This is a genomic window from Streptomyces sp. NPDC057854 (assembly GCF_042797055.1).
Classification (GTDB): domain Bacteria; phylum Actinomycetota; class Actinomycetes; order Streptomycetales; family Streptomycetaceae; genus Streptomyces.
In genome coordinates, this window is sequence record NZ_JBHVMF010000012.1 from 1 (window position 1) to 22,534 (window position 22,534).

Consider the following 22,534-nt stretch of genomic DNA (forward strand, 5'->3'; position numbering starts at 1 on the left):
GCCGCCCCCCAGCGCCCCGCCGCAGCGCCCCCCGCCCCCGGGTCCGTCCCGCTGCCGCCGCCCCGGGCCCCGCACCGGCCGGCCTCCGCGGCCGGCGGGGCCGCGGGGGTGCCCCGGCCGGTGGAGACGACCGCGCGGCTGCGGCCCGTGCGCGTGCCGACGTACGGGGGCGAGGAGACGCCCGTCGAGACGACCACCCGGCTGCGGCCCGTACGGGAACGCCGGCGGGGGAGGGCCGTGGCCGTCGGCGCCTGCGTCGTGCTCGGACTCGGGCTCATCGGCGGGGCCCTCGCCGGGGTGTGGCTCGCCTCCGGCGACGGGAAGCCCGCCGAACCCGCCGGGTACACCGCCGCCAAGGAGCTCTGGCACAACGCGCCGGTCGACACCCTCTTCCCCCGCACCCTCACCGCCCCGCAGGCCGGCCCCGGCCCGTCCGCCCGCACCTGGACCCGGATCGTCGTCGCGCCCGACGCGACCTGCGCGCCCGCCTCCGTCGCGCCCCGGCTGCTCGCCGCGCTGCGCCCGCTGGACTGCCGGCGCGTGCTGCGCGCCACGTACACCGACGCCACCGCCACCAGCGTCCTCACCGTCGGGCTCGTGTTCACCGATGCCGACGTCGCCGCCCAGCGCGCCCTCGGCGGGCGCGGGCTCGCCGCCCGCCTCGGCCACGACGTGCCGCCCGCGCTGGCGGGCCCCGGCACCGTCGCCGCCGGCTTCGGCCCCGCCCAGCGCGCCGCCTGGTGGGTGACCGCCCCCGCCGACCTGCCGGTCGTCGTCACCGCCGTCTCCGGCTTCGCCGACGGCCGCGCCGTCGGGCGCGCGGTCCCCGCCGACCAGGCCATGAAGAAGGGCCGCACGGACGCGGTCGCCCAGTCCGGCCTCGGCCACGAGGCCCTCGGCATCGCCGAGCGCCTGGAGAAGCAGCTCCGCACCACCGCCCAGGACGCGGCGAAGGAAGAGGAACAGCGGTGACCCGCCCCCGCCCCGGAAGCGCCCGCGCCCGAAGCCCCCGCTCCCGCGGCCGCCGCGTCCGCGCCGCCGTCACCGCGCCCGCGGCCGTCCTGCTGGCCGCCGCCTTCGCCGTCCTGCCCGCCGCCGCGCCCGCGCACGCCGACGCCATCCGCGACCGCCAGTGGGGCCACGAGACGCTGCGGGTCGACGAGGCGTGGAACACCACCAAGGGCGAGGGGATCACCGTCGCCGTCCTCGACACCGGCGTGGACGCGACCCACCCCGACCTCGCCGGCTCCGTCCTCCCCGGCAAGGACCTGATCGGCTTCGGCGCCGCCCAGGGCGACCCCCACTGGGCCCGCCACGGCACCGCGATGGCCGGCATCATCGCCGGCCACGGCCACGGCTGGGCCGACGGCAGCGGCGTCCTCGGCATCGCGCCCGGCGCCCGGATCCTGCCCGTCCGGGTCATCCTCGAAGGCAAGGACAAGGCCCGCGACAAGGCCCGCAAGACCCGCGGCACCGCCCTCGCCCAGGGCATCCGCTGGGCCGCCGACCACGGCGCCGACGTCATCAACCTGTCCCTCGGCGACGACTCGAAGTCCGCCCACCCCGACCCGGGCGAGGACGCCGCCGTCCAGTACGCCCTCGCCAAGGGCGTCTCCGTCGTCGCGTCCGCCGGCAACGGCGGCGAGAAGGGCGACCACATCTCCTACCCGGCCGCCTATCCGGGCGTCATCGCCGTCACCGCCGTCGACCGGTACGGCACCCGCGCCTCCTTCTCCACCCGCCGCTGGTACGCCACCGTCAACGCGCCCGGCGTCGACATCGTCATCGCCGACCCCGACCGCAAGTACTACGAGGGCTGGGGCACCAGCGCCGCCGCCGCGTTCGTCTCCGGCGCCGTCGCCCTCGTCCGCTCCGCCCACCCCGACCTGACCCCCGCCCAGGTCAAGAAGCTCCTCGTGGACACCGCCCGCGACCGCCCCGACGGCGGGCGCAGCGACGCCAAGGGCTACGGCACGGTCGACGCCGCCGCCGCCATCGAGGCCGGCGCCGCGCTGAAGGGCGGCGACCCGAAGGCCGCCACGGCCGGCCACCGCGCCCCGTACTTCGGTCCCGGCCCGCTCCCGGCCGCCGAGGAGAGCACCGGTCCCGGCCTGCTCGCGCCCCTCGCCGGCGGCCTCGGCGTCCTGCTCCTGCTGATCGCCGTCCTCCTCCACCGGGCCGGCCGCACCCGCTGACGGCCCGGCGGCCGGAGCGCCGGACCCGGGCGGTTAGGCTCGGGGCGTGGAGCTCAAGAACATCCCGGACCCCGGTTTCTCCGACGACGACGGCACCGCAGACCCGGCGCTCGCCGCGGCCCTCGCGGCCTGGGCGGAGGACCGCACCGCGCACGGCCCCGTCCTGGAGGCGCTGCGCGGCGCCCGGCTCCTCGTCCCCGTCGTCGCCGTGCTCGGCGAGGTGGAGACCGACCCGGAGACCGGGCTGAAGCGGGAGAAGACCAGCGACATGGCGGTGCCGACGCTGACCGCCGGTGACCGGCGCGGTCTGCCGGCCTTCACCTCGATCGCCTCGCTCGCCCGCTGGGACCCGGCCGCCCGGCCCGTCGCGGTGCCGCTCCAGCAGGCGCTCGCCGCCCTCGTCCACGAGAAGGCCGACACCCTCGTCCTCGACATGGCGGGCCCGGTGCCCTACCAGGTGAGCGGATCCGCCCTGCTCGCCCTCGCCGAGGGCCGCACCAGCACCGACCCGCTCGACGACCCGGCGGTCCGGGACGCGGTCCGCGCCGCGGTCGCCGCCGAGCCCGCCGTCCTCCGCGCCCACCTCGGGCCCGGCACCGCCGACGGCACCCTCGCCCTGGTCCTCGACGGCGACGCCGCCCCCGCCGAGGCCGCCCAGCGCGTGGCCCGGGCCCTGGCCGCCGACGAGACACTGAGGGCCCGCCTGGTGCGGGGCCTCGACCTGGCACTGCTGCCGGCCTCGGCCACCCCTCCGGGCGAGCCCTTCTACGTACGCGACTGAGGTCCGTGCGGACCGGGGGCGGGCTTAGCCGTACACCGCCCCCGTGTACTTCTCGCCCGGGCCCTGACCCGGCTCGTCGGGTACGAACGACGCCTCGCGGAAGGCGAGCTGGAGGGACTTCAGGCCGTCCCGCAGCGGGGCGGCGTGGAACGACGAGATCTCCGTGGTGCTCGCGTCCAGCAGGCCCGCGAGCGCGTGGATCAGCTTCCGCGCCTCGTCGAGGTCCTTGTGGGCGTCGCCCTCCTCGGTGAGGCCGAGCTTGACCGCGGCGGCGCTCATCAGGTTGACGGCGACGGTGACGATCACCTCGACCGCCGGGACCTCCGCGATGTCGCGGGTCATGGCCTCGAAGTCGGGGGTCCCGCCGGAGGCGTCGGCGGCGGTCGGGGACTCGTTCTGGGGGGTCTCGCTCATGCCCCACACGATAAGCGGGCGCACGGTTCGCGCCGACCGCCGGGTCCTGCTAACCTTGTGTGACGACCGGCCGGACATCTGTGTGTCCGGCCCACAAGTGGAGGCTCCGATCTCCCACCTGGCCGCCCTCGCGGGCGGCGGGTCACCGGTCAGGCGGCGCCCATCGTTCCGTACGGACGATGGAGCCGCCCGATGTGCGCCCCGCGGTTGACCGTGGTGGTGCTCCGGTTTCCTTGGAGCCCCGCCTGTGTCCCGTCGGGGCATTTTTCGTGCGCCCGCTCGGTTGGTCTCATTGATTGTGAATGACGTGTCCGTCCGCCAAGGCGGTCGCGTGGTGCTACCGAGGAGGATCCATCAGCGCCGAGCCCCGCATCAACGAGCGGATTCGCGTTCCCGAGGTGCGTCTTGTCGGCCCCAGCGGCGAGCAGGTGGGCATCGTCCCCCTTGCCAAGGCCCTGGAGCTCGCGCAGGAGTACGACCTCGATCTGGTCGAGGTCGCGGCGAACGCCCGTCCGCCCGTGTGCAAGCTCATGGACTACGGGAAGTTCAAGTACGAGTCGGCCATGAAGGCCCGTGAGGCGCGCAAGAATCAGGCGCACACGGTCATCAAGGAGATGAAGCTCCGGCCGAAGATCGACCCGCACGACTACGACACCAAGAAGGGCCACGTCGTCCGCTTCCTCAAGCAGGGCGACAAGGTCAAGATCACGATCATGTTCCGTGGTCGTGAGCAGTCCCGGCCCGAGCTTGGATACCGCCTGCTGCAGCGCCTCGCCGAGGACGTCCAGGAGCTGGGCTTCATCGAGTCCAACCCGAAGCAGGACGGCCGGAACATGATCATGGTTCTGGGCCCGCACAAGAAGAAGACCGAGGCCATGGCCGAGGCGCGCGAGGCTCAGGCCGCGCGCAAGGCGGAGCGCCAGGGCACCGCCCCCGCGGCCGGTGCCGAGGAGGCTTCGGCCGACACGTCGGCCGAGAACGCCGAGGCGTGATCCGAGGGGGCTGCCCCCGCGGCAGCCCCCGGGTCCCGCCCGGTAACCACACGAAGAATTGACGCTCCCGGTTGTCCGGTGTCCGCACCGGGGGAGCGCCACTGACGAGGAGATAACGGCGCCATGCCGAAGAACAAGACGCACTCCGGTGCCAAGAAGCGCTTCAAGGTCACCGGCTCCGGCAAGATCATGCGGGAGCGCGCCGGCAAGCGCCACCTGCTCGAGCACAAGTCGTCCAAGCTGACGCGTCGCCTCACCGGCAACGCCGAGATGGCCCCGGGTGACAGCGCCAAGATCAAGAAGATGCTGGGCATCTGATCCTGATCTCCCGCCCTCGGCCGACGAGGGCATCCGGCCAAGACCGGGACCCATCCGTTTTCCGGGTCGTGTGAACACACCACGGCCCCGCTACAAGGAGTAAGAAGTGGCACGCGTCAAGCGGGCAGTCAACGCCCACAAGAAGCGCCGGGCGATCCTCGAGCAGGCCTCCGGCTACCGCGGTCAGCGTTCGCGCCTGTACCGCAAGGCCAAGGAGCAGGTCACCCACTCGCTGGTCTACAACTACAACGACCGCAAGAAGCGCAAGGGCGACTTCCGTCAGCTGTGGATCCAGCGCATCAACGCCGCTGCCCGCCAGAACGGCATGACGTACAACCGCCTCATCCAGGGTCTGAAGGCCGCCAACATCGAGGTGGACCGCAAGATCCTCGCCGAGCTGGCCGTCAACGACATCAACGCGTTCGCCGCGCTGGTCGAGGTCGCGCAGAAGGCCCTCCCGGCCGACGTCAACGCCCCGAAGGCCGCCGCCTGATCCTCCAGGCCGCAGTGCTTCCGCCCGGACCCGCAGGCCCCGCGCCTGCGGGTCCGGCGCGTTGACACCCCCGTACCCGAGTCGAGCCGAGTCAGAGAGCCCCAGGCACATGTCCACCCCCGAGCTGATCTCCCCGCGTTCCCCGCGCGTCGTCGCCGCCCGGCGGCTCGCCAAGCGCAACTTCCGGGGCAAGGACCGCCTCTTCCTCGCCGAAGGGCCCCAGGCCGTCCGCGAGGCCGTCGCCCACCGCGGCCCCGACGGCACCCCCACCCTCGTCGAGCTCTTCACCACCGTCGAGGCCGCCGAGCGGTACGCGCCCATCGTGGACGCCGCCCGCGCCGCCGGAGCCCGCGTCCACCACGCCTCCGACGCCGTCCTCGCCGAGGTCTCCCAGACCGTCACCCCGCAGGGCCTCGTCGGCGTCTGCCGTTTCCTCGACTCGCCCTTCGAGGCGATCCTCGCCGCGAAGCCCAAGCTGGTCGCCGTCCTCGCGCACGTCCGCGACCCCGGGAACGCCGGCACCGTGCTCCGCTGCGCCGACGCCGCCGGCGCCGACGCCGTGATCCTCACCGACGCCTCCGTCGACCTGTACAACCCCAAGTCGGTCCGCGCCTCCGTCGGCTCGCTCTACCACCTCCCCGTCGCCGTCGGCGTCCCCGTCGAACAGGCCGTCGCCGGCCTCCGGGGCGCCGGCGTCCGGATCCTCGCCGCCGACGGCGCCGGACAGGACGACCTGGACGACGAACTCGACGCCGGCACCATGGGCGGCCCCACCGCCTGGATCTTCGGCAACGAGGCGTGGGGACTCCCGGAGGAGACCCGGGCCCTCGCCGACGCCGTCGTCCGCGTCCCCATCCACGGCAAGGCCGAGAGCCTCAATCTGGCCACCGCCGCGGCGGTCTGCCTGTACGCCTCCGCCCGCGCCCAGCGCCCCCGCCGCGGCGCCTGACCGCCCCGGGGCCGTATCACACCGCTGTGATCCGGCCACCCGGTGTGCCCTTCCGACTCCCGTTGGTCACCCTCGCCCAGTAGAGTGACGCACTCGGAGCCCACTGCGGTACACGGAGGGGTGGGAGCAGGGGATGACGGCCGGCACGGACAGTCCCGCGCGGAACGCACAGCGACGCGCGGACGGGCCGCGCGCCCCCGAGCCGTGGCCCGGGATCGACCCGGACGACCTGCCCGACGGGCTCGTCGTCGCCGACGAACGGGGCCGCGTCGTCTGCTTCAACGCCGCCGCCAGCCGCATCACCGCCGTCCCCGCCCCCGAGGCGCTCGGCCTGCCGCTCGACCAGGCGCTGCCCCTGGAGGACCTCAAGGGGCACCGCTGGTGGACCCTCACCGACCCGTACGGCGGCCTCGCCACCCGGCGCGGCCAGCCCGAGCGGAACCTGCTGCTGCCCGGCGGCCGGGAGGTCCTCGTCTCCGCCCGGTACGTCCGCGAGCACCCCACCGGCCCCGTCCGCCGGGTCGTCGTCTCGCTGCGCGGCACCGAGGCCCGCCGCCGCTCCGAACGCAGCCACGCCGAGCTCATCGCCACCGTCGCCCACGAGCTGCGCTCCCCGCTCACCTCCGTGAAGGGCTTCACCGCCACCCTCCTCAGCAAGTGGGAGCGGTTCACCGACGAGCAGAAGCGGCTCATGCTGGAGACCGTCGACGCCGACGCCGGCCGCATCAAACGGCTCATCGCCGAACTCCTCGACATCTCCCGGATCGACTCCGGCCGGCTGGAGGTCCGCCGCCAGCCCGTCGACATCGCCGCCGCCATCTCCCGGCACGTCCAGGCCCACACCACCGGCGGCCAGCCGCCCGACCGCTTCTTCGTCCGGACCCGTCCCGGACTGCCCGCGCTCTGGGCCGACCCCGACAAGATCGACCAGATCCTCGGCAACCTCCTGGAAAACGCGGTGCGCCACGGCGCCGGAACCGTCACCATCGAGGTGGCGCCCCGCACCGCGGGCACCGACGGCACCGGCGAGGAGGGGACGGAGGTCACCGTGAGCGACGAGGGCCCGGGCATCCCCGAGGAGTCCATGAACCGCGTCTTCACCCGCTTCTGGCGCGGCAGCAAACGCGGCGGCACCGGACTCGGGCTCTACATCGTCAAGGGCCTCGTCGAGGCCCACGGCGGCTCCATCACCGTCGGACGCGGCCCGCGCGGCGGCGCCGAGTTCCGATTTATCCTGCCCGTCGGCGCCCCGGCCCATCTCGTCTGACGTCTGACCCACCGAGACCTGACGGGACCGAGAGCCACCGGGGCCCCCACGGGCTCATCAGCGTGTCCCCACCCCGTTAGACTCGACCTTTGGCACGTTTGCGCCCTTGTCGTCTGTCGTCGAACCGGGGTCGCCCCAGCCAAGCCCACACGGAAGCACGGGAAGAGATGTCGGCACCCAATAAGTCGTACGACCCGGTCGAGGTCGAGGCCTTGAAACCGGAAGAGATCGAGCGCATGCGGGACGAGGCGCTCGCCGCCTTCGCCGCCGCCGGAGACCTCGACGCGCTCGCGCACGCCAAGACCGCGCACACCGGCGGCACCTCGCCGCTGGCCCTCGCCAACCGCGAGATCGGCGCACTGCCCCCGCAGGCCAAGGCCGCGGCCGGCAAGCTCGTCGGCCAGGCCCGCGGCGCCGTCTCCAAGGCGCTCGCCGCCCGCCAGGCCGAGCTGGAGGCCGAGCGGGACGCCCGCGTCCTCGTCGAGGAGGCCGTCGACGTCACCCTGCCGTACGACCGGATCCCGGCCGGCGCGCGCCACCCGCTGACCACGCTGATGGAGCGCGTCGCCGACGTCTTCGTCTCGATGGGCTACGAGGTCGCCGAAGGCCCCGAGGTCGAGGCGGAGTGGTTCAACTTCGACGCGCTCAACTTCGTGCCGGACCACCCGGCGCGGCAGATGCAGGACACCTTCTTCGTCCAGGGTCCGGAGGGCACCACGGGCGACGAGTCCGGTGTCGTGCTCCGCACCCACACCTCGCCGGTCCAGGCCCGCACCCTCATCGACCGGGAGCCCCCGGTCTACGTGGTGTGCCCCGGCCGCGTGTACCGCACCGACGAGCTCGACGCCACGCACACCCCGGTGTTCCACCAGATCGAGCTGCTCGCCGTGGACCAGGGCCTCACCATGGCCGACCTCAAGGGCACCCTCGACCACATGGTCCAGGCGCTCTTCGGCTCGGACATGAAGACCCGGCTCCGCCCGAACTTCTTCCCGTTCACCGAGCCGTCCGCCGAGATGGACATGCTCTGCTACGTCTGCCGCGGCGAGTCCGTCGGCAACCCCGACCGCCCCTGCCGCACCTGCGGCAGCGAGGGCTGGATCGAGCTCGGCGGCTGCGGCATGGTCAACCCGAAGGTGCTCATCGCCTGCGGCGTCGACCCGGAGAAGTACAGCGGCTTCGCCTTCGGCTTCGGCATCGAGCGGATGCTGATGTTCCGGCACAACGTGGAAGACATGCGAGACATGGTCGAGGGTGACGTCCGGTTCACCCGGCCGTTCGGGATGGAGATCTGATGCGGGTCCCGCTTTCTTGGCTGCGGGAGTACGTCGACCTGCCGGCGACGGAGACCGGCCGCGACGTCCAGGCCAAGCTCATCACCGCCGGCCTCGAGGTCGAGACCGTCGAGCAGCTCGGCGCCGGCCTCACCGGCCCGCTGGTGGTCGGCAAGGTCCTCACCATCGAGGAGCTGACGGAGTTCAAGAAGCCCATCCGCTTCTGCACCGTCGACGTCGGCTCCGCCAACGGCACCGGCGAGCCCCAGGAGATCATCTGCGGCGCCCGGAACTTCGCCGTCGGCGACAAGGTCGTCGTGGCCCTCCCCGGCGCCGTCCTCCCCGGCGACTTCCGCATCGCCGAGCGCAAGACCTACGGCAAGGTCTCGCGCGGCATGATCTGCTCCAGCGAGGAGCTGGGCATGGGCGAGGACCCGAACCACGGGATCATCGTCCTGCCGCCGGAGCACGAGGTCGGCCTCGACGCCACCGCCCTCCTGGAGCTGTACGACGAGGTCCTCGACATCGCCGTCACCCCGGACCGCGGCTACTGCCTCTCGATGCGCGGCGTCGCCCGCGAGGCCGCCATCGCGTACGGGCTGCCGCTGCGCGACCCGGCGCTCCTCGACGTGCCCGCGCCGAACTCGTACGGCTACCCGGTCCAGATCGCCGACCCCATCGGCTGCGACCGCTTCACCGCCCGCACCGTGGTCGGCCTCGACCCCGAGGCCCGGTCGCCGATCTGGCTGCAGCGCCGCCTCCAGAAGGCCGGCATGCGCCCGATCTCGCTCGCCGTCGACATCACCAACTACGTGATGCTGGAGCTCGGCCAGCCGCTGCACGCCTACGACCGCACCCGGCTCGACGGCCCCGTCGGGGTCCGCCGCGCCGAGGCCGGCGAGAAGATCACCACCCTCGACGGCACGGTCCGCGTCCTCGACGCCGCCGACCTGGTCATCACCGACAACCGCGGCCCCATCGGCATCGCGGGCGTCATGGGCGGCGCCGACACCGAGATCGCGGACCACGCCGACGCGGCCGGGGCGACCACCGAGGTCGTCATCGAGGCCGCGCACTTCGACGCGATCTCGATCGCCCGCACGGCCCGCCGCCACAAGCTGTCCTCCGAGGCGTCCAAGCGCTTCGAGCGCGGCGTCGACCCGCAGGCCGCGGCCGCCGCCGCCCAGCGCTGCGTCGACCTGCTGGTGCTGCTCGCGGGCGGCACCGCCGAGGCCGGCGTCACCGAGATCTCCGCCCCGTCCGCGCCGCGCACCATCACCATGCCGGCGAACCACCCCGACAAGGTCGCGGGTGTGGACTACGGCCGCGAGACCGTCGTCCGCCGCCTCCAGGAGGTCGGCTGCGACGTCTACGGCCAGGACGAGCTCGTCGTCACCGTGCCCTCGTGGCGCCCCGACCTCAGCGAGCCGAACGACCTCGCCGAGGAGGTCATCCGGCTGGAGGGCTACGAGAACCTGCCCTCCACGCTGCCGAAGCCCCCGGCCGGCCGCGGCCTCACCGAGCGCCAGCGCGTCCACCGCCGGATCGGCCGCGCCCTCGCCGGCGCCGGCTACGTCGAGGCCCTGAACTACCCCTTCATGGGGCAGCAGGTCCTCGACCAGCTCGGCCTCGACGCGGACGACGCCCGCCGCACGGCCGTCACCCTCGTCAACCCGCTCTCCGACGAGGAGCCCGCGCTCCGCACCACGCTGCTCCCCGGTCTGCTCGGCGCGCTCCGCCGCAACGACAGCCGCGGCAGCCACGACCTCGCGCTCTTCGAGACCGGTCTGGTCTTCCGGCCCGAGGGCGAGCCGAAGGTCGCGGTCCGCCTGCCGGTGGACCGCCGTCCCACCGACGAGGAGATCGCCGGCGTCAACGCCGCGCTGCCCGCGCAGCCGCGCCGCGCCGCCGTCGTCCTCGCCGGCGCCCGCGAGCAGTCCGGCTGGTGGGGCAAGGGCCGCCCGGCCGACTGGGCCGACGCGATCCAGGCCGCCCGCCTGATCGCCGCCGAGGCCGGCGCGGAGCTGCTGATCGACGCCGACCAGCACGCCCCGTGGCACCCGGGCCGCTGCGCCGCCTTCCACGTCATGGTCGACGGGGTCAAGACCCTGGCCGGCCACGGCGGCGAGCTCCACCCGCGCGTCGTCAAGGCGCTGGGCCTCCCGGCCCGCACCTGCGCGATGGAGATCGACCTGGACGTCCTGGAGCGCGCGAGCGGCGCCCTGGTGAAGGCCCCGCGCATCTCGGCCTTCCCGGTCGCCACCCAGGACGTGGCCCTCGTCGTCGACGCGTCGGTGCCGTCCGCCGCGGTCGAGTACTACCTGACCGGCGGCGCGGGCGAACTCCTGGAGTCCATCCGCCTGTTCGACGTCTACACCGGCGACCAGGTCGGCGAGGGCAAGAAGTCCCTGGCGTACGCGCTGAAGTTCCGCGCCCCGGACCGCACCCTCACCGTCGAGGAGGCCACCGCCGCCCGCGACGCCGCGGTCGCCCTGGCCGCCGAGCACACCGGCGCCGTCCTCCGCGGCGCCTGACCGCTCCCCACGAAGGGCCGCCCCGGGACCCCCTCCCGGGGCGGCCCTCCGCCGTTTCCGGGGCCGCCGGGCTCGTACGGGCCCGCGACGGTCGGCCGGCCGTACGCGTGGCGCGGGGCCGGCGTGGGGTGGCGGGTGGGGGGTGGTCACTCCTTCGGGTGAGATCGGTGGGGGGTGTTCCCCCGTGGTCCGTACGGTCGGCAGAATCGACGCGGCCACAGGGGCGGACCTGTGTGCCGCAGGGCCTTCGGGCGCTGTCGGGGCTCGGGAAGGGCCGTACATGATCCGTACCAGCCGTGACGACCACCGCCGTACGGGGCCCCTGGGCGCCGCCGTCGGCTCCCGGCTCCGCCGGTCGGCCCCGATCGCGCTGCCCCTCGGCTGGGGCGCGGTGGCCGTGGCGTGGAAGTTCGGCTGTCCGCTGGCCCGGCAGCCCGGGCTGCCGATGCGGATCGCGACCAGCATCGTGTTCCTGACGGTCGGCACCGGGCTCGTCCTCGGGGTGCGGTGGCAGCTGCGGCGCGAGCTGGCGCGGGTGCGGGCCGTCGCCGAGGCCACCCAGCAGGTGCTGCTGCGTCCGCCGCCCGCCCGGCTCGACGGACTCGCCCTGGCCGCCGGGCAGTTGTCCGCCACCCGCGGCGCCTCGGTGGGCGGCGACCTGTACGAGGCGGTGGCCACGCCGTACGGGGTGCGGATCCTCGTCGGGGACGTGCGGGGCCACGGGCTGGCCGCGCTCGGCGCCGTCGTCGCCGTGCTGGGCAGCTTCCGCGAGGCCGCCCACGACGAGGCCGAACTCGGCGGCGTGCTGCGGCGGCTGGAGCGGGCGCTCCAGCGCCATCTGCGGGACCGGGCCCGCGACGAGCACCCGGCGGGCGGCGGGGGAGAGCCCGAGCACCCGGCGGCCGAGGAGTTCGTGACGCTGCTGCTCCTGGAGGTCCGGTCCGACGGGCGGCTCGCCGTCCTCGACTGCGGCCACCCCGCCCCGTACCGGCTCGGCACCCGGGTGGAGCGGCTGCCGGTGGGCGAGCCGCTGCCGCCGCTCGGCGTCCTGCCGCTGCCGGCCGCGCTCGTCCCGTACACCGCCGCCCGGCTGCTGCCCGGCGAGACGCTGGTGCTGCACACCGACGGGGCGGAGGAGGCCCGCGACGGACGCGGCCGGTTCTTCGCCCTCGAAGCGGCGCTCGCCCGGAGCGCCGGACGGGCGCCCCGCACCGTCGTCCGGCAGACGCACGAGGCGCTGCTGCGGCACACCGGCGGCCGGCTCGACGACGACGTGGCCCTGCTCGTCGTCCGCAACGACCGCGTCCGGGTGCCGGCGCAGCCCGCCGAACCCGGGCTGCGCCGTCCCCGGCCCGCTCCCTCCACCCACTGCTGAGCGGAGGGTCCGGGGGCACGGGCGCCGCCCGCCCCGCCACGGAGTGTCGGGCAGATCGGCGGGGCGGGCGGCGCGGGACCGGGCGACCGCACTGTACGAGGGGGAGCCGGCGGCCCGGTCGTTCTCGCCGGTCGGCGAGAAGCCCAGTCAAGCGGTACGGCTCCGCCGGCGGGAGCGCGCACGGGCCGGAACGACGGGCACTTCCTTCACACCCCGTGCGAAAGCGCACCGGACGAATTCAGCCACCGCTACGCTGAGTTCACCGAGCGACCGGAGGGGTCATGCAGCCCAACACCCTGCTCGACGCCCTCCTGGACGAGGCGGGCGTCTCCCACGCCGGGCTCGCCGACCGTGTGAACCGGGCCGGACGGGCCAGGGGCCTTGCCCTGCGTTACGAACACACCGCCGTGGCACGGTGGCTGAAGGGCCAGCGCCCGCGCGGCCAGGTGCCCGACCTGATCTGCGAGGTGCTCGCGGCCCGGCTGGGCCGGCCCGTGGGCCTCGACGACATTGGGCTCGGCGTGCCCGCGGGCGGCGCGCCCGCGCCCGGCACCCCGCTGTCCGGCTTCGTCGACCGGGCCACCGCGCTGTGGCGGTCGGACGAGCAGCAGCGCCCGTACCTGGCCGCCGCCCCGGCGGTGACCGGCACGCCGGCCGTGATGCCGGTGTGGGAGTGGGAGAACCCGCCGGAGGACACCGACGTGTCCCGGACCGGTCTGACCCGGGTGGAGCCCGCCGACATCGCCCTGCTGAGCGCGGCCCGCGCGCACTACGAGCAGATGTACCGGAAGGCCGGCGGCATCGCGACCCGCGCCCGGATCGTCGGGTTCCTGACCACCGAGGCCGCGCCCCGGCTGCGCGGCTCCTACAGCGACGCCCTGGGGCGCTCGCTGCACCGGGCCACCGGGGGACTGGTGGCGGTGGCCGGGATCTGCGCCTACGACGCCGACGCGCACGGCCTCGCGCAGCGCTACTTCCAGCAGGCGCTGCGGCTGGCGAAGGCCAGCGGCGACCGGGCGTTCGGGGCGTACGTGATCGCGCTGATGGTCAACCAGTGCCTGCTGCTCGGGGAGTTCCGGCAGGCGGTGGCCTTCGCGGAGGCGGCGCTGCGGGCGGCCGACGGGACCATCAGCCCGGCGCTGGCGGCCGATCTGACGGCGATGCAGGCGAAGGCGTACGCCCGGCTCGGCGAGGGCCGGCCGGCGCTCGACTGCATCCGGCGGGCCGAGGCGGCGGCGGAGCGGATCGCGCCGGCGGCGGAGCCGGCCGAGACCGGGTACGTCCAGCCGGGGCTCGTCAACGTCCAGGTCGCGGAGGCGCTCCTCAGTCTGGGTGATCTCGCGGGGGCGTACGAGCAGGCGGCGCGGGCGGCGGGGGCGCCCTCGCACGACCGGGGCCGGGTGCACCGGCTGGCGCTGCTCTGCCAGGTCGAACTGCGGCAGGGCGAGGCGGACTCGGCCGCGCGCACGGCGGTCGAGATGACCGAGCGGGCGCGCGGGATGGAGTCGCGGCGGCTGCGGGACCGGCTGCGGCAGGCCCGGGAGCACCTGCTCGCCTGTGACGCGGGGGACGCGCGGGAGGCGGCGGAGCTGATCGACGGAGCGTTGCGCGTTCCGCTCTGACCGTCGAACTGGTGCGATATTGCCACCGAACACGCGCCTACCAGTCGGAAGGTGGCAAGAACGTGCAGTGGACGAAACTGAGTGAGCACTCCGTCTATGAGAACCGCTGGTTCCGGGTCAATCTCGCGGACGTCGAACTTCCGGACGGCCGCCACCTCGACCACTATCTGATCCGGCTCCGCCCCGTCGCCGTCGCGACCGTCGTCAACGACGCCGACGAGGTCCTCATGCTCTGGCGCCACCGCTTCATCACCGACAGCTGGGGCTGGGAGCTGGCCGCCGGCGTCGTCGAGGACGGCGAGACCCCCGAGGCCGCCGCCGCCCGCGAGATGGAGGAGGAGACCGGCTGGCGGCCGGGGCCGCTGCGCCCGCTCCTCACCGTCGAGCCGTCCAACGGGCTCAGCGACGCCCGGCACCACCTCTACTGGACGGACCGGGCCACCTGGACCGGCCCGCCGGCCGACGGCTTCGAGTCCTCGCGGCGCGCCTGGGTGCCGCTGAAGGAGGTCCCGGAGCTGATCACCCGCGGACAGATCCCGGCGGCGAACATGGCGGCGGGGCTGCTGATGCTCCGTCACCTGCGGCTCGGCTGACCTGCGGCGCATGACGGGGGAAAGCTGACCCGCGGCGCATGACGGGGAAAGGCGAACGGCCCGTACCTGTGCGGGAGTACGGGCCGTTCCGGTCGCGGAGAGCGACAATCAGGGGGGCGCCGGGAGCGGCGCCGGGAATCAGGCGTAGACGTAGAAGCCGGAGCCCGTCTTGCGGCCCAGCCGGCCCGCGTCCACCATCCGCTGGAGCAGCGGGGGAGCGGCGTACAGCGGCTCCTTGAACTCGGAGTACATCGAGTCGGCGATGGACGCGATGGTGTCGAGGCCGATGAGGTCCGAGAGCTTCAGCGGGCCCATGGGGTGGGCGCAGCCGAACTCCATGCCGTTGTCGATGTCCTCGCGGCTCGCGATGCCGGACTCGAACATCCGGATGGCGGAGAGCAGGTACGGCACGAGCAGGGCGTTCACGATGAAGCCGGAGCGGTCCTGGGCGCGGATCGCGTGCTTGCCGAGCGTCTTCTCGGCGAAGGCCTGCGCCCGGCTGATCGTGCCCTCGGAGGTGGTGAGGGCGGGGATCAGCTCGACCAGCTTCTGCACCGGGGCCGGGTTGAAGAAGTGGATGCCGATGACGTGGTCGGGGCGCGAGGTCGCCACGGCCAGCTTCACCAGCGGGATGGAGGAGGTGTTGGAGGCCAGGATGGCGTCGGGCCGGGTCAGGACCTGGTCGAGCACCTGGAAGATCTCGGTCTTGACCTGCTCGTTCTCGACGACGGCCTCGATGACGAGGTCGCGGTCGGCGAACTCGCCCAGGTCGGTCGTGAAGCTCAGCCGGGACAGGGCGGCGTCCCGCTCCTCCTCGCTGATCTTGCCGCGTTCGGCGGCCTTGGTCAGCGAGTTCAGCAGCCGGGTACGGCCGATCTCCAGGGCCTCGCCGGTGGTCTCGGCCACCTTCACCTCAAGGCCGCTCCGGGCACACACCTCTGCGATGCCCGCGCCCATCTGGCCGCAGCCCACCACTCCGACGCGCTCAATGTCGGCCATGGAGTCCGTCACCTCGTGCCTTTCGCTCTTCTCTGGCGGCGGGCCCCCGTGTGATTCCGGTGCGCACGCCTCGACCCCCTGACGTTACTCCGATTCGCGCGATGATCGATCGGTCGGAGCGGGCATGCTGTCCCTGCGGGTGTGAGGTATCCGACAGCTGAGGGGTACAAGTGCGGCCTATCGGGAGAAGAGGGTTTGTGACGACCGCCATGGGAGCGGCATGCGCCGTCGTGGGCCCGGGCGCCTCCGGCGCCGCGGTGCGGCGCCCCGCGACGGCGGGGCGCGCGGAGGCGGAGGCCGCGCGTTCCGGCGGTTTCCGGGGCATGTGGGTGGCGACCGTCGCCAACCGGGACTGGCCGTCCCGGCCCGGGCTCACCGCCGACGCGCAGCGCGCCGAGCTCCTGGCCCACCTCGACCGGGCGGTGGAGCGCCGGCTGAACACGGTCGTCCTCCAGGTGCGGCCGACGGCCGACGCGCTGTGGCCTTCGCCTCACGAACCCTGGGCGCAGTGCCTCACCGGCACGCAGGGTCGGGACCCCGGCTGGGACCCGCTGGGCGCGGCGGTCGCCGAGGCGCACGCGCGGGGACTGGAGCTGCACGCCTGGTTCAACCCGTACCGGGTGGCGAACCACACCGACCCGTCCCGGCTCGCCGCCTCCCACCCGGCCCGGCGGCACCCCGAGTGGACGATCCCGTACGGCGGGAAGCTGTTCTACGACCCGGGGCTGCCCGAGGTCAGGCGCTTCGTCCAGGACGCCATGCTCGACGCGGTGCGCCGCTACGACGTCGACGCCGTCCACTGGGACGACTACTTCTACCCGTACCCGGTGGCGGGGGAGAGCTTCGCGGACGACGAGACGTACGCCCGCTACGGCGCGGACTTCCCGGACCGGGCGGACTGGCGGCGGCACAACACCGACCTGCTGGTCTCGGAGATGGCGGCCCGGATCAAGGAGGTCAAGCCGGGGGTGGCGTTCGGGATCAGCCCGTTCGGGGTGTGGCGGAACATCGCCGACGACCCCGAGGGCTCGGACACCCGGGCCGGCGTGGGCACCTACGACGACCTGTACGCGGACACCCGCAAGTGGGTCGCGGAGGGCTGGATCGACCACGTGGTGCCGCAGCTGTACTGGCACATCGGCCACTCCGCCACCGACTACGCCACGCTCCTCGACTGGTGGAACGCGGCGGTACGGGGGACGGGGGTGGACCTGTACATCGGCGAGGCCCTGTACAAGGCGGGCGATCCCGCCCAGCCCGAGGCGTGGCAGGACCCGAAGGAGCTGTCCCGGCACCTCGCGCTGGCGGCGGAACGGCCGGGGGTCGGCGGGCACTGCTTCTTCGCGGCGAAGGAGGTCACGGAGGACCGCATCGGCGCCCTCGCCGCCGTCGTGGCCGACCACTACCCGACCCGGGCCCGGCCGCCACGCCGGCCCGGCGACGCCTAGCCGCTCCGCGGACCTGGGGCGCCTCGGGGCTCAGTCGTCCCGGGGCGCCTCGGGGCTCGGCGGTCCCGGGGCGCCTCGGCGGACCTGGGGCGCCGCAGTGGTCAGTGGCCCGCCGCCCCGTGCGACTGCCCCGGGTGGCGGACGACCGTGTCGGGGCCCGGCGACATCAGGGACTCGTGACCGTCGTCGTCGAACTTGACCCGGTACGGGGGAGTGCCGTTGTCCCCCATCACCTCCAGGACCTCGGCCGTGCGGTCGTGCTGACCGACGGTCCGGCCGTGCACCAGTAGCTTGTCGCCCACACTCGCCTGCATCGCGGGACCTCCCTCGCGCGCGTAACGGCCTCTGCCTGCCATTGTGACCCAGGTCACGCCGGGGCGCCGCCTTCCGGGTCAGCTCTTCGCCCGCTGGGTCACCGCGATGCAGACCAGCACGCCGGCCGCCGCGACCGGCGCGGCCAGCGGCAGGGTCTCGCCGAGCAGGAAGACCGACCAGAACAGCGTCAGCAGCGGCTGGGCGAGCTGGAGCTGGCTGGCGCGCGGGATGCCGATCGCCGCCATGCCCCGGTACCAGACGTACAGGCCGAAGAAGGTGGAGCCGGCGGCCACCCAGAGCAGGCCGATCACGCCGTGGGCGGTGAGGTGCACCGGTTCGAGGGCGAGCGCCACCGCCGAGGCCGGGACCATCAGCGGCAGGCAGAACACCAGCGCCCAGCCGATGACCTGCCAGCCCGGCATCAGCCGGGCGAGCCGGCCGCCCTCGGTGTAGCCGGCGGCGCACACCAGCAGCGCGCCGAAGAGGTAGAGGTCGCCGGCGGAGACGGCGCCGCCGCTCTGCTGGACCGTGAAGGCGATGACGACGGCGGCGCCGGAGACCGCCGCGAACCAGAAGGTGCGCGACGGGCGGCGGCCGGTCCGCACGGCGGCGAAGACGGCCGTGGTGAGCGGCAGCAGGCCGACGACGACGGCCGCGTGCGAGGTCGTCGAGGTCTGGAGGGCGAGCGTCGTCAGCAGCGGGAAGCCCACCACCACACCGCCCGCGACGACCGCGAGCCCGGCCCAGTGGCGCCGGTCCGGCAGCGGGACGCGGCCGGCGAGCAGGAAGGCCCCGGCGATGGCCGCGGCGAGCGTGGAGCGGACGGCGACCAGCGACCACGGGCCGAAGCTCTCCAGGCCCCAGACCGTCGACGGGAAGGTCAGCGAGAAGGCGACCACGCCGAGGAGGGCGAGCAGGGTGCCCTGGAGCGGAACGGCCGGGACGGGCGAGCCGGACGAGGCGGTCGAGGCGGTCGAGGTGCCGGACATCGTCGCGTCGACCGCTATCGTCTTCGGGGCAGTAGCGCTATTCTGTGCTCTCATGCATGAGCGTAGCAGTGTGGCCGAACTGGCGAAATCCCTGAGAGCGGAGCTCGACCGCTACTCTCCCGGTGGAAAGCTGCCGTCGAGTCGCGCCCTCGTCGACCGCTACCGCGTCTCCCCGGTGACCGTCAGCCGCGCCCTCGCCCAGCTCGCCGCCGAGGGACTGGTCGTCACCCGCCCCGGCGCCGGCGCCTACCGCGCCGAGACCCGCGCCCCGGCCGCCGCCGGCGACACCTCCTGGCAGGAACTCGCGCTCAGCGCCGACGCCGCCACCGAACTCGTCCCGCGTGCCGTCGACGCCTCCGGTGTCCTCGTCACCCTCGCCGCGCCCCCGCCCGGCGTCATCGAGTTCAACGGCGGCTACCTCCACCCGTCGCTCCAGCCGGAGCGGGCCCTCTCCGCCGCCCTCGCCCGGGCCGGCCGCCGGCCCGGCGCCTGGGGCCGCCCGCCCACCGACGGCCTCACCGAGCTGCGCGAGTGGTTCGCCCGCGAGATCGGCGGCGGCGTCACCGGCGCCGAGATCCTCATCACCGCCGGCGGCCAGTCCGCCCTCACCACCGCCCTGCGCGCGCTCACCGCGCCCGGCACGCCCGTGCTCGTCGAGTCGCCCACGTACCCCGGCATGCTCGCCGTCGCCTGCGCCTCCGGGCTCCGCCCGGTCCCCGTCCCCACCGACGCCGACGGCATCCGCCCCGACCTCCTCGAAGCCGCCTTCCGCGCGACCGGCGCCCGCGTCCTCGTCTGCCAGCCGCTCTTCCAGAACCCCACCGGCGCCCTCCTGCCGCCCGACCGCCGCCGCGAGGTCGTCCGCATCGCCCGCGCCGCCGGGGCCTTCGTCGTCGAGGACGACTTCGCCCGCCGGCTCGTCCACGAGGACGCCGGGCCGCTGCCGCCGCCGCTCGCCGCCGACGACCCCGACGGCGTCGTCGTCCACGTCTGCTCCCTCACCAAGATCACGTCGGCGAGCCTGCGGGTCGGCGCCCTGGCCGCCCGCGGCCCCGTCCTCGAACGCCTCCGCGCCATCCAGGTCGTCGACAGCTTCTTCGTCCCCCGCCCCCTCCAGGAGGCGGCCCTCGAACTCGTCGGCTCCCCGGCCTGGCCGCGCCATCTGCGGACCGTCTCCCAGGAGCTGAAGGCCCGCCGCGACGCGCTCACCGCCGCCGTCGCCCTCCGCCTCCCCGAACTCGCCCTGCCCCACGTGCCGTCCGGCGGCTACCACCTCTGGCTCCGGCTCCCCGACGCGCTCCCCGAGTCCACCCTCCTCGCCGCCGCCCTCCGCGCCGGCGTCACCGCCGCGCCCGGACGGCCGTACTTCTGCGCGGAACCCCCGGCCGGCCACATCCGGCTGAGCTTCGCGGGCGTCGCGGGCCCCACGGAGATCGCCGAGGGCGTCCGCAGGCTCCGCACGGCGATGGACGAACTCCTGGCGTGACACGAGGCGCCTCCGGGCCGCGCCGCCACCGCCGCGCGCGCCACCGTCGAGCCGCCACGGCCCGCGCCGGCCCGGAAACCCGCCTGACACCCCGCCCCGGCTTTGGCATCCTCCGGCCATGACCGAGACCGCCCCCACCGCCGTCGCCCTCCACGGGCCGTACGAGATCTCCGCCGACTCCGACCGCCTGGACGCCGCCCGCGTCCACCACTGGCTCTCCACCGACGCCTACTGGGCCCTCGGCCGGACCCGGGAGAAGCAGGACGCCGCCATCGCCGGCTCCCTCAACTTCGGTGCCTACCACCGCGACACCGGCGCCATCGCCGCGTACGCCCGCGTGATCACCGACCGCGCCACCTTCGCCTGGCTCTGCGACGTCTACGTCGACCGCCCCGCCCGCGGCACCGGCCTCGGCACCGCCCTCGTCACCGCCGTCCGCGACCACCTGGAGCCGTACGGGCTCCGCCGCATCTCGCTCGTCACCGCCGACGCCCACGACCTCTACGCCAAGGCCGGCTTCGCACCGCTGAAGAATCCGGACATGTGGATGTCTCTCGGACAGGACTGAACCCGCGCCGTGCCGTTCCCGCGCCGCACCCCTTGACCCCGCGCCCCACCGGCCTCACGATCGCGGCCATGGGTCTCCGGGTCACGCTGGTGGCGGCGGCACGCAGCTCCTCCCTGCTCGCCGAACGCTTCGACGACGACCGGCCGCTCGACGAGGCCGGATGGTACGAGGTCCAGCACGCCGCGCCCGCGCTCCTCCCGCTCGGCGCGGCCGAACTCCGCTACTGCTCGCCCACCCGCCGCAGCCGCGCCACCGGCGCCGCCCTCGGCTACGCCCCGCTCGCCCAGCCCGCCCTCCGCGACTGCGACATGGGCCGCTGGCGCGGGCTCACCCTCGCCGAGGTCGCCGCCCTCGAACCGGCCGCCGTCGACGCCTGGCTCTCCGACGCCCGCTCCGCCCCGCACGGCGGCGAACCCCTCCTCGCCTTCATCTCCCGCATCGGCGGCTGGCTCGACACCCGCCCCTGCGGCGACCCGTCCGGCGGCGACGTCACCGCGGTCGCCGTCGCCGAACCGTCCGTCGTCCGCGCCGCCCTCGTCTACGCCCTCCGGGCCGCACCCGCCACCTACTGGAGCGTCGACGTCCGCCCCCTCTCCACCGTCACCCTCACCGGCCGCCCCGGCGCCTGGCACCTCCACCTGGACGCCCCGGCCCTCCGCTGAGCGCCCGCCCCGCCCCGGCCCCGCGCCCCGGCCGGACCGGCGGGCCGGGACGGAGCGGCTAGCCTGGGGGCACGATGAACCGTCTGACCACGCCATGGGGCGACGTCACCCTCACCCGCCACCCCGAGGACCCGCGCGACCCGCTGCGCGCCTGGGACGCGGCCGACGCGTACCTGCTGGACCACCTCGCCGACAGCGGCACCGACCTCTCCGGCACCGTCGCCGTCCTCGGCGACCGCTGGGGCGCGCTCGTCACCGCGCTCCACACCGCCGGGGCCGGCCGGATCGTCCAGATCTCCGACTCGTACCTCGGCCGCGAGGCCACCCGGACCAACCTCGCGCGCGCCGGGGCCGCCCCCGGCGCCGTCCGGCTCCTCACCACCCAGGACCCGCCGCCCGAGCGGATCGACGTCCTCCTCGTCCGCGTCCCCAAGAGCCTCGCGCTCCTGGAGGACCAGCTGCACCGGCTCGCGCCCGCCGTCCACGCGGACACGGTGATCGCCGGCACCGGCATGGTCAAGGAGATCCACACCTCCACGCTGACCCTCTTCGAGCGGATCCTCGGCCCCACCCGCACCTCCCTCGCGGTGCGGAAGGCCCGGCTGATCCACACCACCCCCGACCCGGCCGCCGCGCCCGGACCGAACCCCTGGCCCCTCCGGTACGCCCTCCCGGCCGACACCCCCGCGCCCGCGCTCGCCGGACGCACGATCGCCAACCAGGCGGGCGTCTTCTGCGCCGACCGCCTCGACATCGGCACCCGCTTCCTCCTGGCCCACCTGCCGCGCGGCCTCGGGCACGCGCGCGTGGCCGACCTCGGCTGCGGCAACGGCGTCGTCGGCCTCGCGGTCGCCCTCGCCGAACCCGGCGCCGAACTGCTCTTCACCGACGAGTCGTACCAGGCCGTCGCCTCCGCCGAGGAGAACTTCCGCACCCACGCGGGCGAGGACCGCAAGGCGGAGTTCACCGTCGGCGACGGGCTCGCGGACGTCCCCGCCGGCTCCCTCGACCTCGTCCTCAACAACCCGCCCTTCCACAGCCACCAGGCCACCACCGACCGCACCGCCCGCCGGATGTTCACCGACGCCCGGCGTGCGCTCCGGCCCGGCGGCGAACTGTGGGTCGTCGGCAACCGCCATCTCGGCTATCACGTCACCCTCCGCCGCATCTTCGGCAACAGCGAACTCGTCGCGAGCGACCCGAAGTTCGTGATCCTCCGCGCGGTCAGACGCTGACGGAGGCCGGGGGACGCTCCGGAGG

22 protein-coding genes are annotated in these 22,534 nt (G+C 74.7%); 18 read left to right on the top strand and 4 right to left on the bottom strand.

Annotated features, from left to right (window positions below; all coding sequences use genetic code 11):
- Positions 1–153: 153 nt before the first annotated feature.
- From ACFVQZ_RS18495 to ACFVQZ_RS18505, 3 genes are read left to right on the top strand one after another with little or no spacing between them, the layout of a single operon-like run.
- Positions 154–972 carry a hypothetical protein gene (locus ACFVQZ_RS18495; RefSeq protein ID WP_383624243.1) on the top strand — a complete coding sequence of 273 codons (819 nt, stop codon included), beginning with the start codon at positions 154–156 and terminating at the stop codon, positions 970–972.
- Positions 969–2,195 carry a type VII secretion-associated serine protease mycosin gene (gene mycP / locus ACFVQZ_RS18500; RefSeq protein WP_383623898.1) on the top strand — a complete coding sequence of 409 codons (1,227 nt, stop codon included), beginning with the start codon at positions 969–971 and terminating at the stop codon, positions 2,193–2,195. The genes ACFVQZ_RS18495 and mycP overlap by 4 nt, the downstream gene beginning before the upstream one ends.
- Positions 2,196–2,241: 46 nt before the next feature.
- Complete coding sequence (locus ACFVQZ_RS18505) at positions 2,242–2,976, top strand: SseB family protein (RefSeq protein WP_383623902.1); 735 nt, start codon at positions 2,242–2,244, stop codon at positions 2,974–2,976.
- A gap of 24 nt (positions 2,977–3,000) precedes the next feature.
- On the opposite strand, the gene ACFVQZ_RS18510 is transcribed toward ACFVQZ_RS18505, so the two are convergent.
- Positions 3,001–3,390, bottom strand: a complete 390-nt coding sequence (locus ACFVQZ_RS18510) for a DUF1844 domain-containing protein (RefSeq protein ID WP_030493493.1) — start codon at positions 3,388–3,390, stop codon at positions 3,001–3,003.
- Between the two features lie 302 nt (positions 3,391–3,692).
- Between ACFVQZ_RS18510 and infC the strand changes: the two genes are divergently transcribed.
- The 10 genes from infC to ACFVQZ_RS18560 all read left to right on the top strand — a co-directional run bounded on the left by infC (position 3,693) and on the right by ACFVQZ_RS18560 (position 14,807).
- A complete protein-coding gene (infC, locus tag ACFVQZ_RS18515) occupies positions 3,693–4,382 on the top strand; it encodes a translation initiation factor IF-3 (protein WP_081958947.1) in 690 nt (229 codons plus the stop codon).
- Positions 4,383–4,505: 123 nt separating this feature from the next.
- Positions 4,506–4,700 (top strand): 50S ribosomal protein L35, encoded by a 195-nt coding sequence (gene rpmI, locus ACFVQZ_RS18520; protein WP_030493495.1) that lies wholly within the window; start codon positions 4,506–4,508, stop codon positions 4,698–4,700.
- A 106-nt stretch (positions 4,701–4,806) separates the two neighbouring features.
- Positions 4,807–5,193: a 50S ribosomal protein L20 gene (gene rplT / locus ACFVQZ_RS18525; RefSeq protein WP_030493496.1), complete on the top strand. Its 387-nt coding sequence runs from the start codon at positions 4,807–4,809 to the stop codon at positions 5,191–5,193.
- Between the two features lie 109 nt (positions 5,194–5,302).
- Positions 5,303–6,142, top strand: coding sequence for an RNA methyltransferase (locus tag ACFVQZ_RS18530; protein WP_030493497.1), 840 nt, complete (start codon positions 5,303–5,305; stop codon positions 6,140–6,142).
- Positions 6,143–6,275: 133 nt separating this feature from the next.
- Positions 6,276–7,409 carry a PAS domain-containing sensor histidine kinase gene (locus ACFVQZ_RS18535; protein ID WP_030493498.1) on the top strand — a complete coding sequence of 378 codons (1,134 nt, stop codon included), beginning with the start codon at positions 6,276–6,278 and terminating at the stop codon, positions 7,407–7,409.
- 167 nt (positions 7,410–7,576) lie between these two features.
- Entirely contained in the window at positions 7,577–8,704 is a 1,128-nt protein-coding gene (gene pheS / locus ACFVQZ_RS18540; RefSeq protein ID WP_383623908.1) for a phenylalanine--tRNA ligase subunit alpha, read from the top strand.
- Entirely contained in the window at positions 8,704–11,217 is a 2,514-nt protein-coding gene (gene pheT / locus ACFVQZ_RS18545; RefSeq protein ID WP_030493500.1) for a phenylalanine--tRNA ligase subunit beta, read from the top strand. The genes pheS and pheT overlap by 1 nt, the downstream gene beginning before the upstream one ends.
- Before the next feature lie 280 nt (positions 11,218–11,497).
- Positions 11,498–12,592: a PP2C family protein-serine/threonine phosphatase gene (locus ACFVQZ_RS18550; protein ID WP_030493501.1), complete on the top strand. Its 1,095-nt coding sequence runs from the start codon at positions 11,498–11,500 to the stop codon at positions 12,590–12,592.
- A gap of 281 nt (positions 12,593–12,873) precedes the next feature.
- Complete coding sequence (locus ACFVQZ_RS18555; RefSeq protein WP_383623913.1) at positions 12,874–14,214, top strand: transcriptional regulator; 1,341 nt, start codon at positions 12,874–12,876, stop codon at positions 14,212–14,214.
- 62 nt (positions 14,215–14,276) lie between these two features.
- A complete protein-coding gene (locus ACFVQZ_RS18560) occupies positions 14,277–14,807 on the top strand; it encodes an NUDIX domain-containing protein (RefSeq protein ID WP_030493503.1) in 531 nt (176 codons plus the stop codon).
- A gap of 138 nt (positions 14,808–14,945) precedes the next feature.
- Here the strand turns inward: ACFVQZ_RS18560 and ACFVQZ_RS18565 are convergent, their stop codons facing one another.
- Positions 14,946–15,806 (bottom strand): 3-hydroxybutyryl-CoA dehydrogenase, encoded by an 861-nt coding sequence (locus tag ACFVQZ_RS18565; protein ID WP_030493504.1) that lies wholly within the window; start codon positions 15,804–15,806, stop codon positions 14,946–14,948.
- A 209-nt stretch (positions 15,807–16,015) separates the two neighbouring features.
- Between ACFVQZ_RS18565 and ACFVQZ_RS18570 the strand changes: the two genes are divergently transcribed.
- Positions 16,016–17,254, top strand: coding sequence for a glycoside hydrolase family 10 protein (locus ACFVQZ_RS18570; protein WP_383624246.1), 1,239 nt, complete (start codon positions 16,016–16,018; stop codon positions 17,252–17,254).
- A gap of 101 nt (positions 17,255–17,355) precedes the next feature.
- Here ACFVQZ_RS18570 and ACFVQZ_RS18575 read toward each other — a convergent pair whose 3' ends face one another.
- Positions 17,356–17,568 carry a DUF1918 domain-containing protein gene (locus ACFVQZ_RS18575; protein ID WP_030493506.1) on the bottom strand — a complete coding sequence of 71 codons (213 nt, stop codon included), beginning with the start codon at positions 17,566–17,568 and terminating at the stop codon, positions 17,356–17,358.
- Between the two features lie 78 nt (positions 17,569–17,646).
- Entirely contained in the window at positions 17,647–18,612 is a 966-nt protein-coding gene (locus ACFVQZ_RS18580; protein WP_383623918.1) for a DMT family transporter, read from the bottom strand.
- On the opposite strand from ACFVQZ_RS18580, the gene ACFVQZ_RS18585 reads away from it, so the two are divergent.
- From ACFVQZ_RS18585 to ACFVQZ_RS18600, 4 genes are all read left to right on the top strand, one after another.
- Positions 18,611–20,044: a PLP-dependent aminotransferase family protein gene (locus ACFVQZ_RS18585; protein WP_383623921.1), complete on the top strand. Its 1,434-nt coding sequence runs from the start codon at positions 18,611–18,613 to the stop codon at positions 20,042–20,044. The two genes, ACFVQZ_RS18580 and ACFVQZ_RS18585, sit on opposite strands and share 2 nt — an antisense overlap.
- 118 nt (positions 20,045–20,162) lie before the next feature.
- Positions 20,163–20,612 carry a GNAT family N-acetyltransferase gene (locus tag ACFVQZ_RS18590; RefSeq protein ID WP_030493509.1) on the top strand — a complete coding sequence of 150 codons (450 nt, stop codon included), beginning with the start codon at positions 20,163–20,165 and terminating at the stop codon, positions 20,610–20,612.
- Positions 20,613–20,680: 68 nt separating this feature from the next.
- Positions 20,681–21,274, top strand: a complete 594-nt coding sequence (locus tag ACFVQZ_RS18595) for a histidine phosphatase family protein (RefSeq protein ID WP_383623926.1) — start codon at positions 20,681–20,683, stop codon at positions 21,272–21,274.
- A gap of 83 nt (positions 21,275–21,357) precedes the next feature.
- Complete coding sequence (locus ACFVQZ_RS18600; RefSeq protein WP_383624249.1) at positions 21,358–22,509, top strand: methyltransferase; 1,152 nt, start codon at positions 21,358–21,360, stop codon at positions 22,507–22,509.
- Positions 22,510–22,534: the final 25 nt, after the last annotated feature.

Excerpts from the sequence above, each read along its gene's own strand:
- ACFVQZ_RS18510 (WP_030493493.1), bottom strand. The coding sequence starts at position 3,390 with ATGAGCGAGACCCCCCAGAACGAGTCCCCGACCGCCGCCGACGCCTCC.
- infC (WP_081958947.1), top strand. The coding sequence starts at position 3,693 with ATGACGTGTCCGTCCGCCAAGGCGGTCGCGTGGTGCTACCGAGGAGGA.
- rpmI (WP_030493495.1), top strand. The coding sequence starts at position 4,506 with ATGCCGAAGAACAAGACGCACTCCGGTGCCAAGAAGCGCTTCAAGGTC.
- ACFVQZ_RS18530 (WP_030493497.1), top strand. The coding sequence starts at position 5,303 with ATGTCCACCCCCGAGCTGATCTCCCCGCGTTCCCCGCGCGTCGTCGCC.
- ACFVQZ_RS18535 (WP_030493498.1), top strand. The coding sequence starts at position 6,276 with ATGACGGCCGGCACGGACAGTCCCGCGCGGAACGCACAGCGACGCGCG.
- pheS (WP_383623908.1), top strand. The coding sequence starts at position 7,577 with ATGTCGGCACCCAATAAGTCGTACGACCCGGTCGAGGTCGAGGCCTTG.
- pheT (WP_030493500.1), top strand. The coding sequence starts at position 8,704 with ATGCGGGTCCCGCTTTCTTGGCTGCGGGAGTACGTCGACCTGCCGGCG.
- ACFVQZ_RS18550 (WP_030493501.1), top strand. The coding sequence starts at position 11,498 with ATGATCCGTACCAGCCGTGACGACCACCGCCGTACGGGGCCCCTGGGC.
- ACFVQZ_RS18555 (WP_383623913.1), top strand. The coding sequence starts at position 12,874 with ATGCAGCCCAACACCCTGCTCGACGCCCTCCTGGACGAGGCGGGCGTC.
- ACFVQZ_RS18565 (WP_030493504.1), bottom strand. The coding sequence starts at position 15,806 with ATGGCCGACATTGAGCGCGTCGGAGTGGTGGGCTGCGGCCAGATGGGC.
- ACFVQZ_RS18570 (WP_383624246.1), top strand. The coding sequence starts at position 16,016 with ATGGGAGCGGCATGCGCCGTCGTGGGCCCGGGCGCCTCCGGCGCCGCG.
- ACFVQZ_RS18575 (WP_030493506.1), bottom strand. The coding sequence starts at position 17,568 with ATGCAGGCGAGTGTGGGCGACAAGCTACTGGTGCACGGCCGGACCGTC.
- ACFVQZ_RS18585 (WP_383623921.1), top strand. The coding sequence starts at position 18,611 with ATGCATGAGCGTAGCAGTGTGGCCGAACTGGCGAAATCCCTGAGAGCG.
- ACFVQZ_RS18580 (WP_383623918.1), bottom strand. The coding sequence starts at position 18,612 with ATGAGAGCACAGAATAGCGCTACTGCCCCGAAGACGATAGCGGTCGAC.
- ACFVQZ_RS18590 (WP_030493509.1), top strand. The coding sequence starts at position 20,163 with ATGACCGAGACCGCCCCCACCGCCGTCGCCCTCCACGGGCCGTACGAG.
- ACFVQZ_RS18595 (WP_383623926.1), top strand. The coding sequence starts at position 20,681 with ATGGGTCTCCGGGTCACGCTGGTGGCGGCGGCACGCAGCTCCTCCCTG.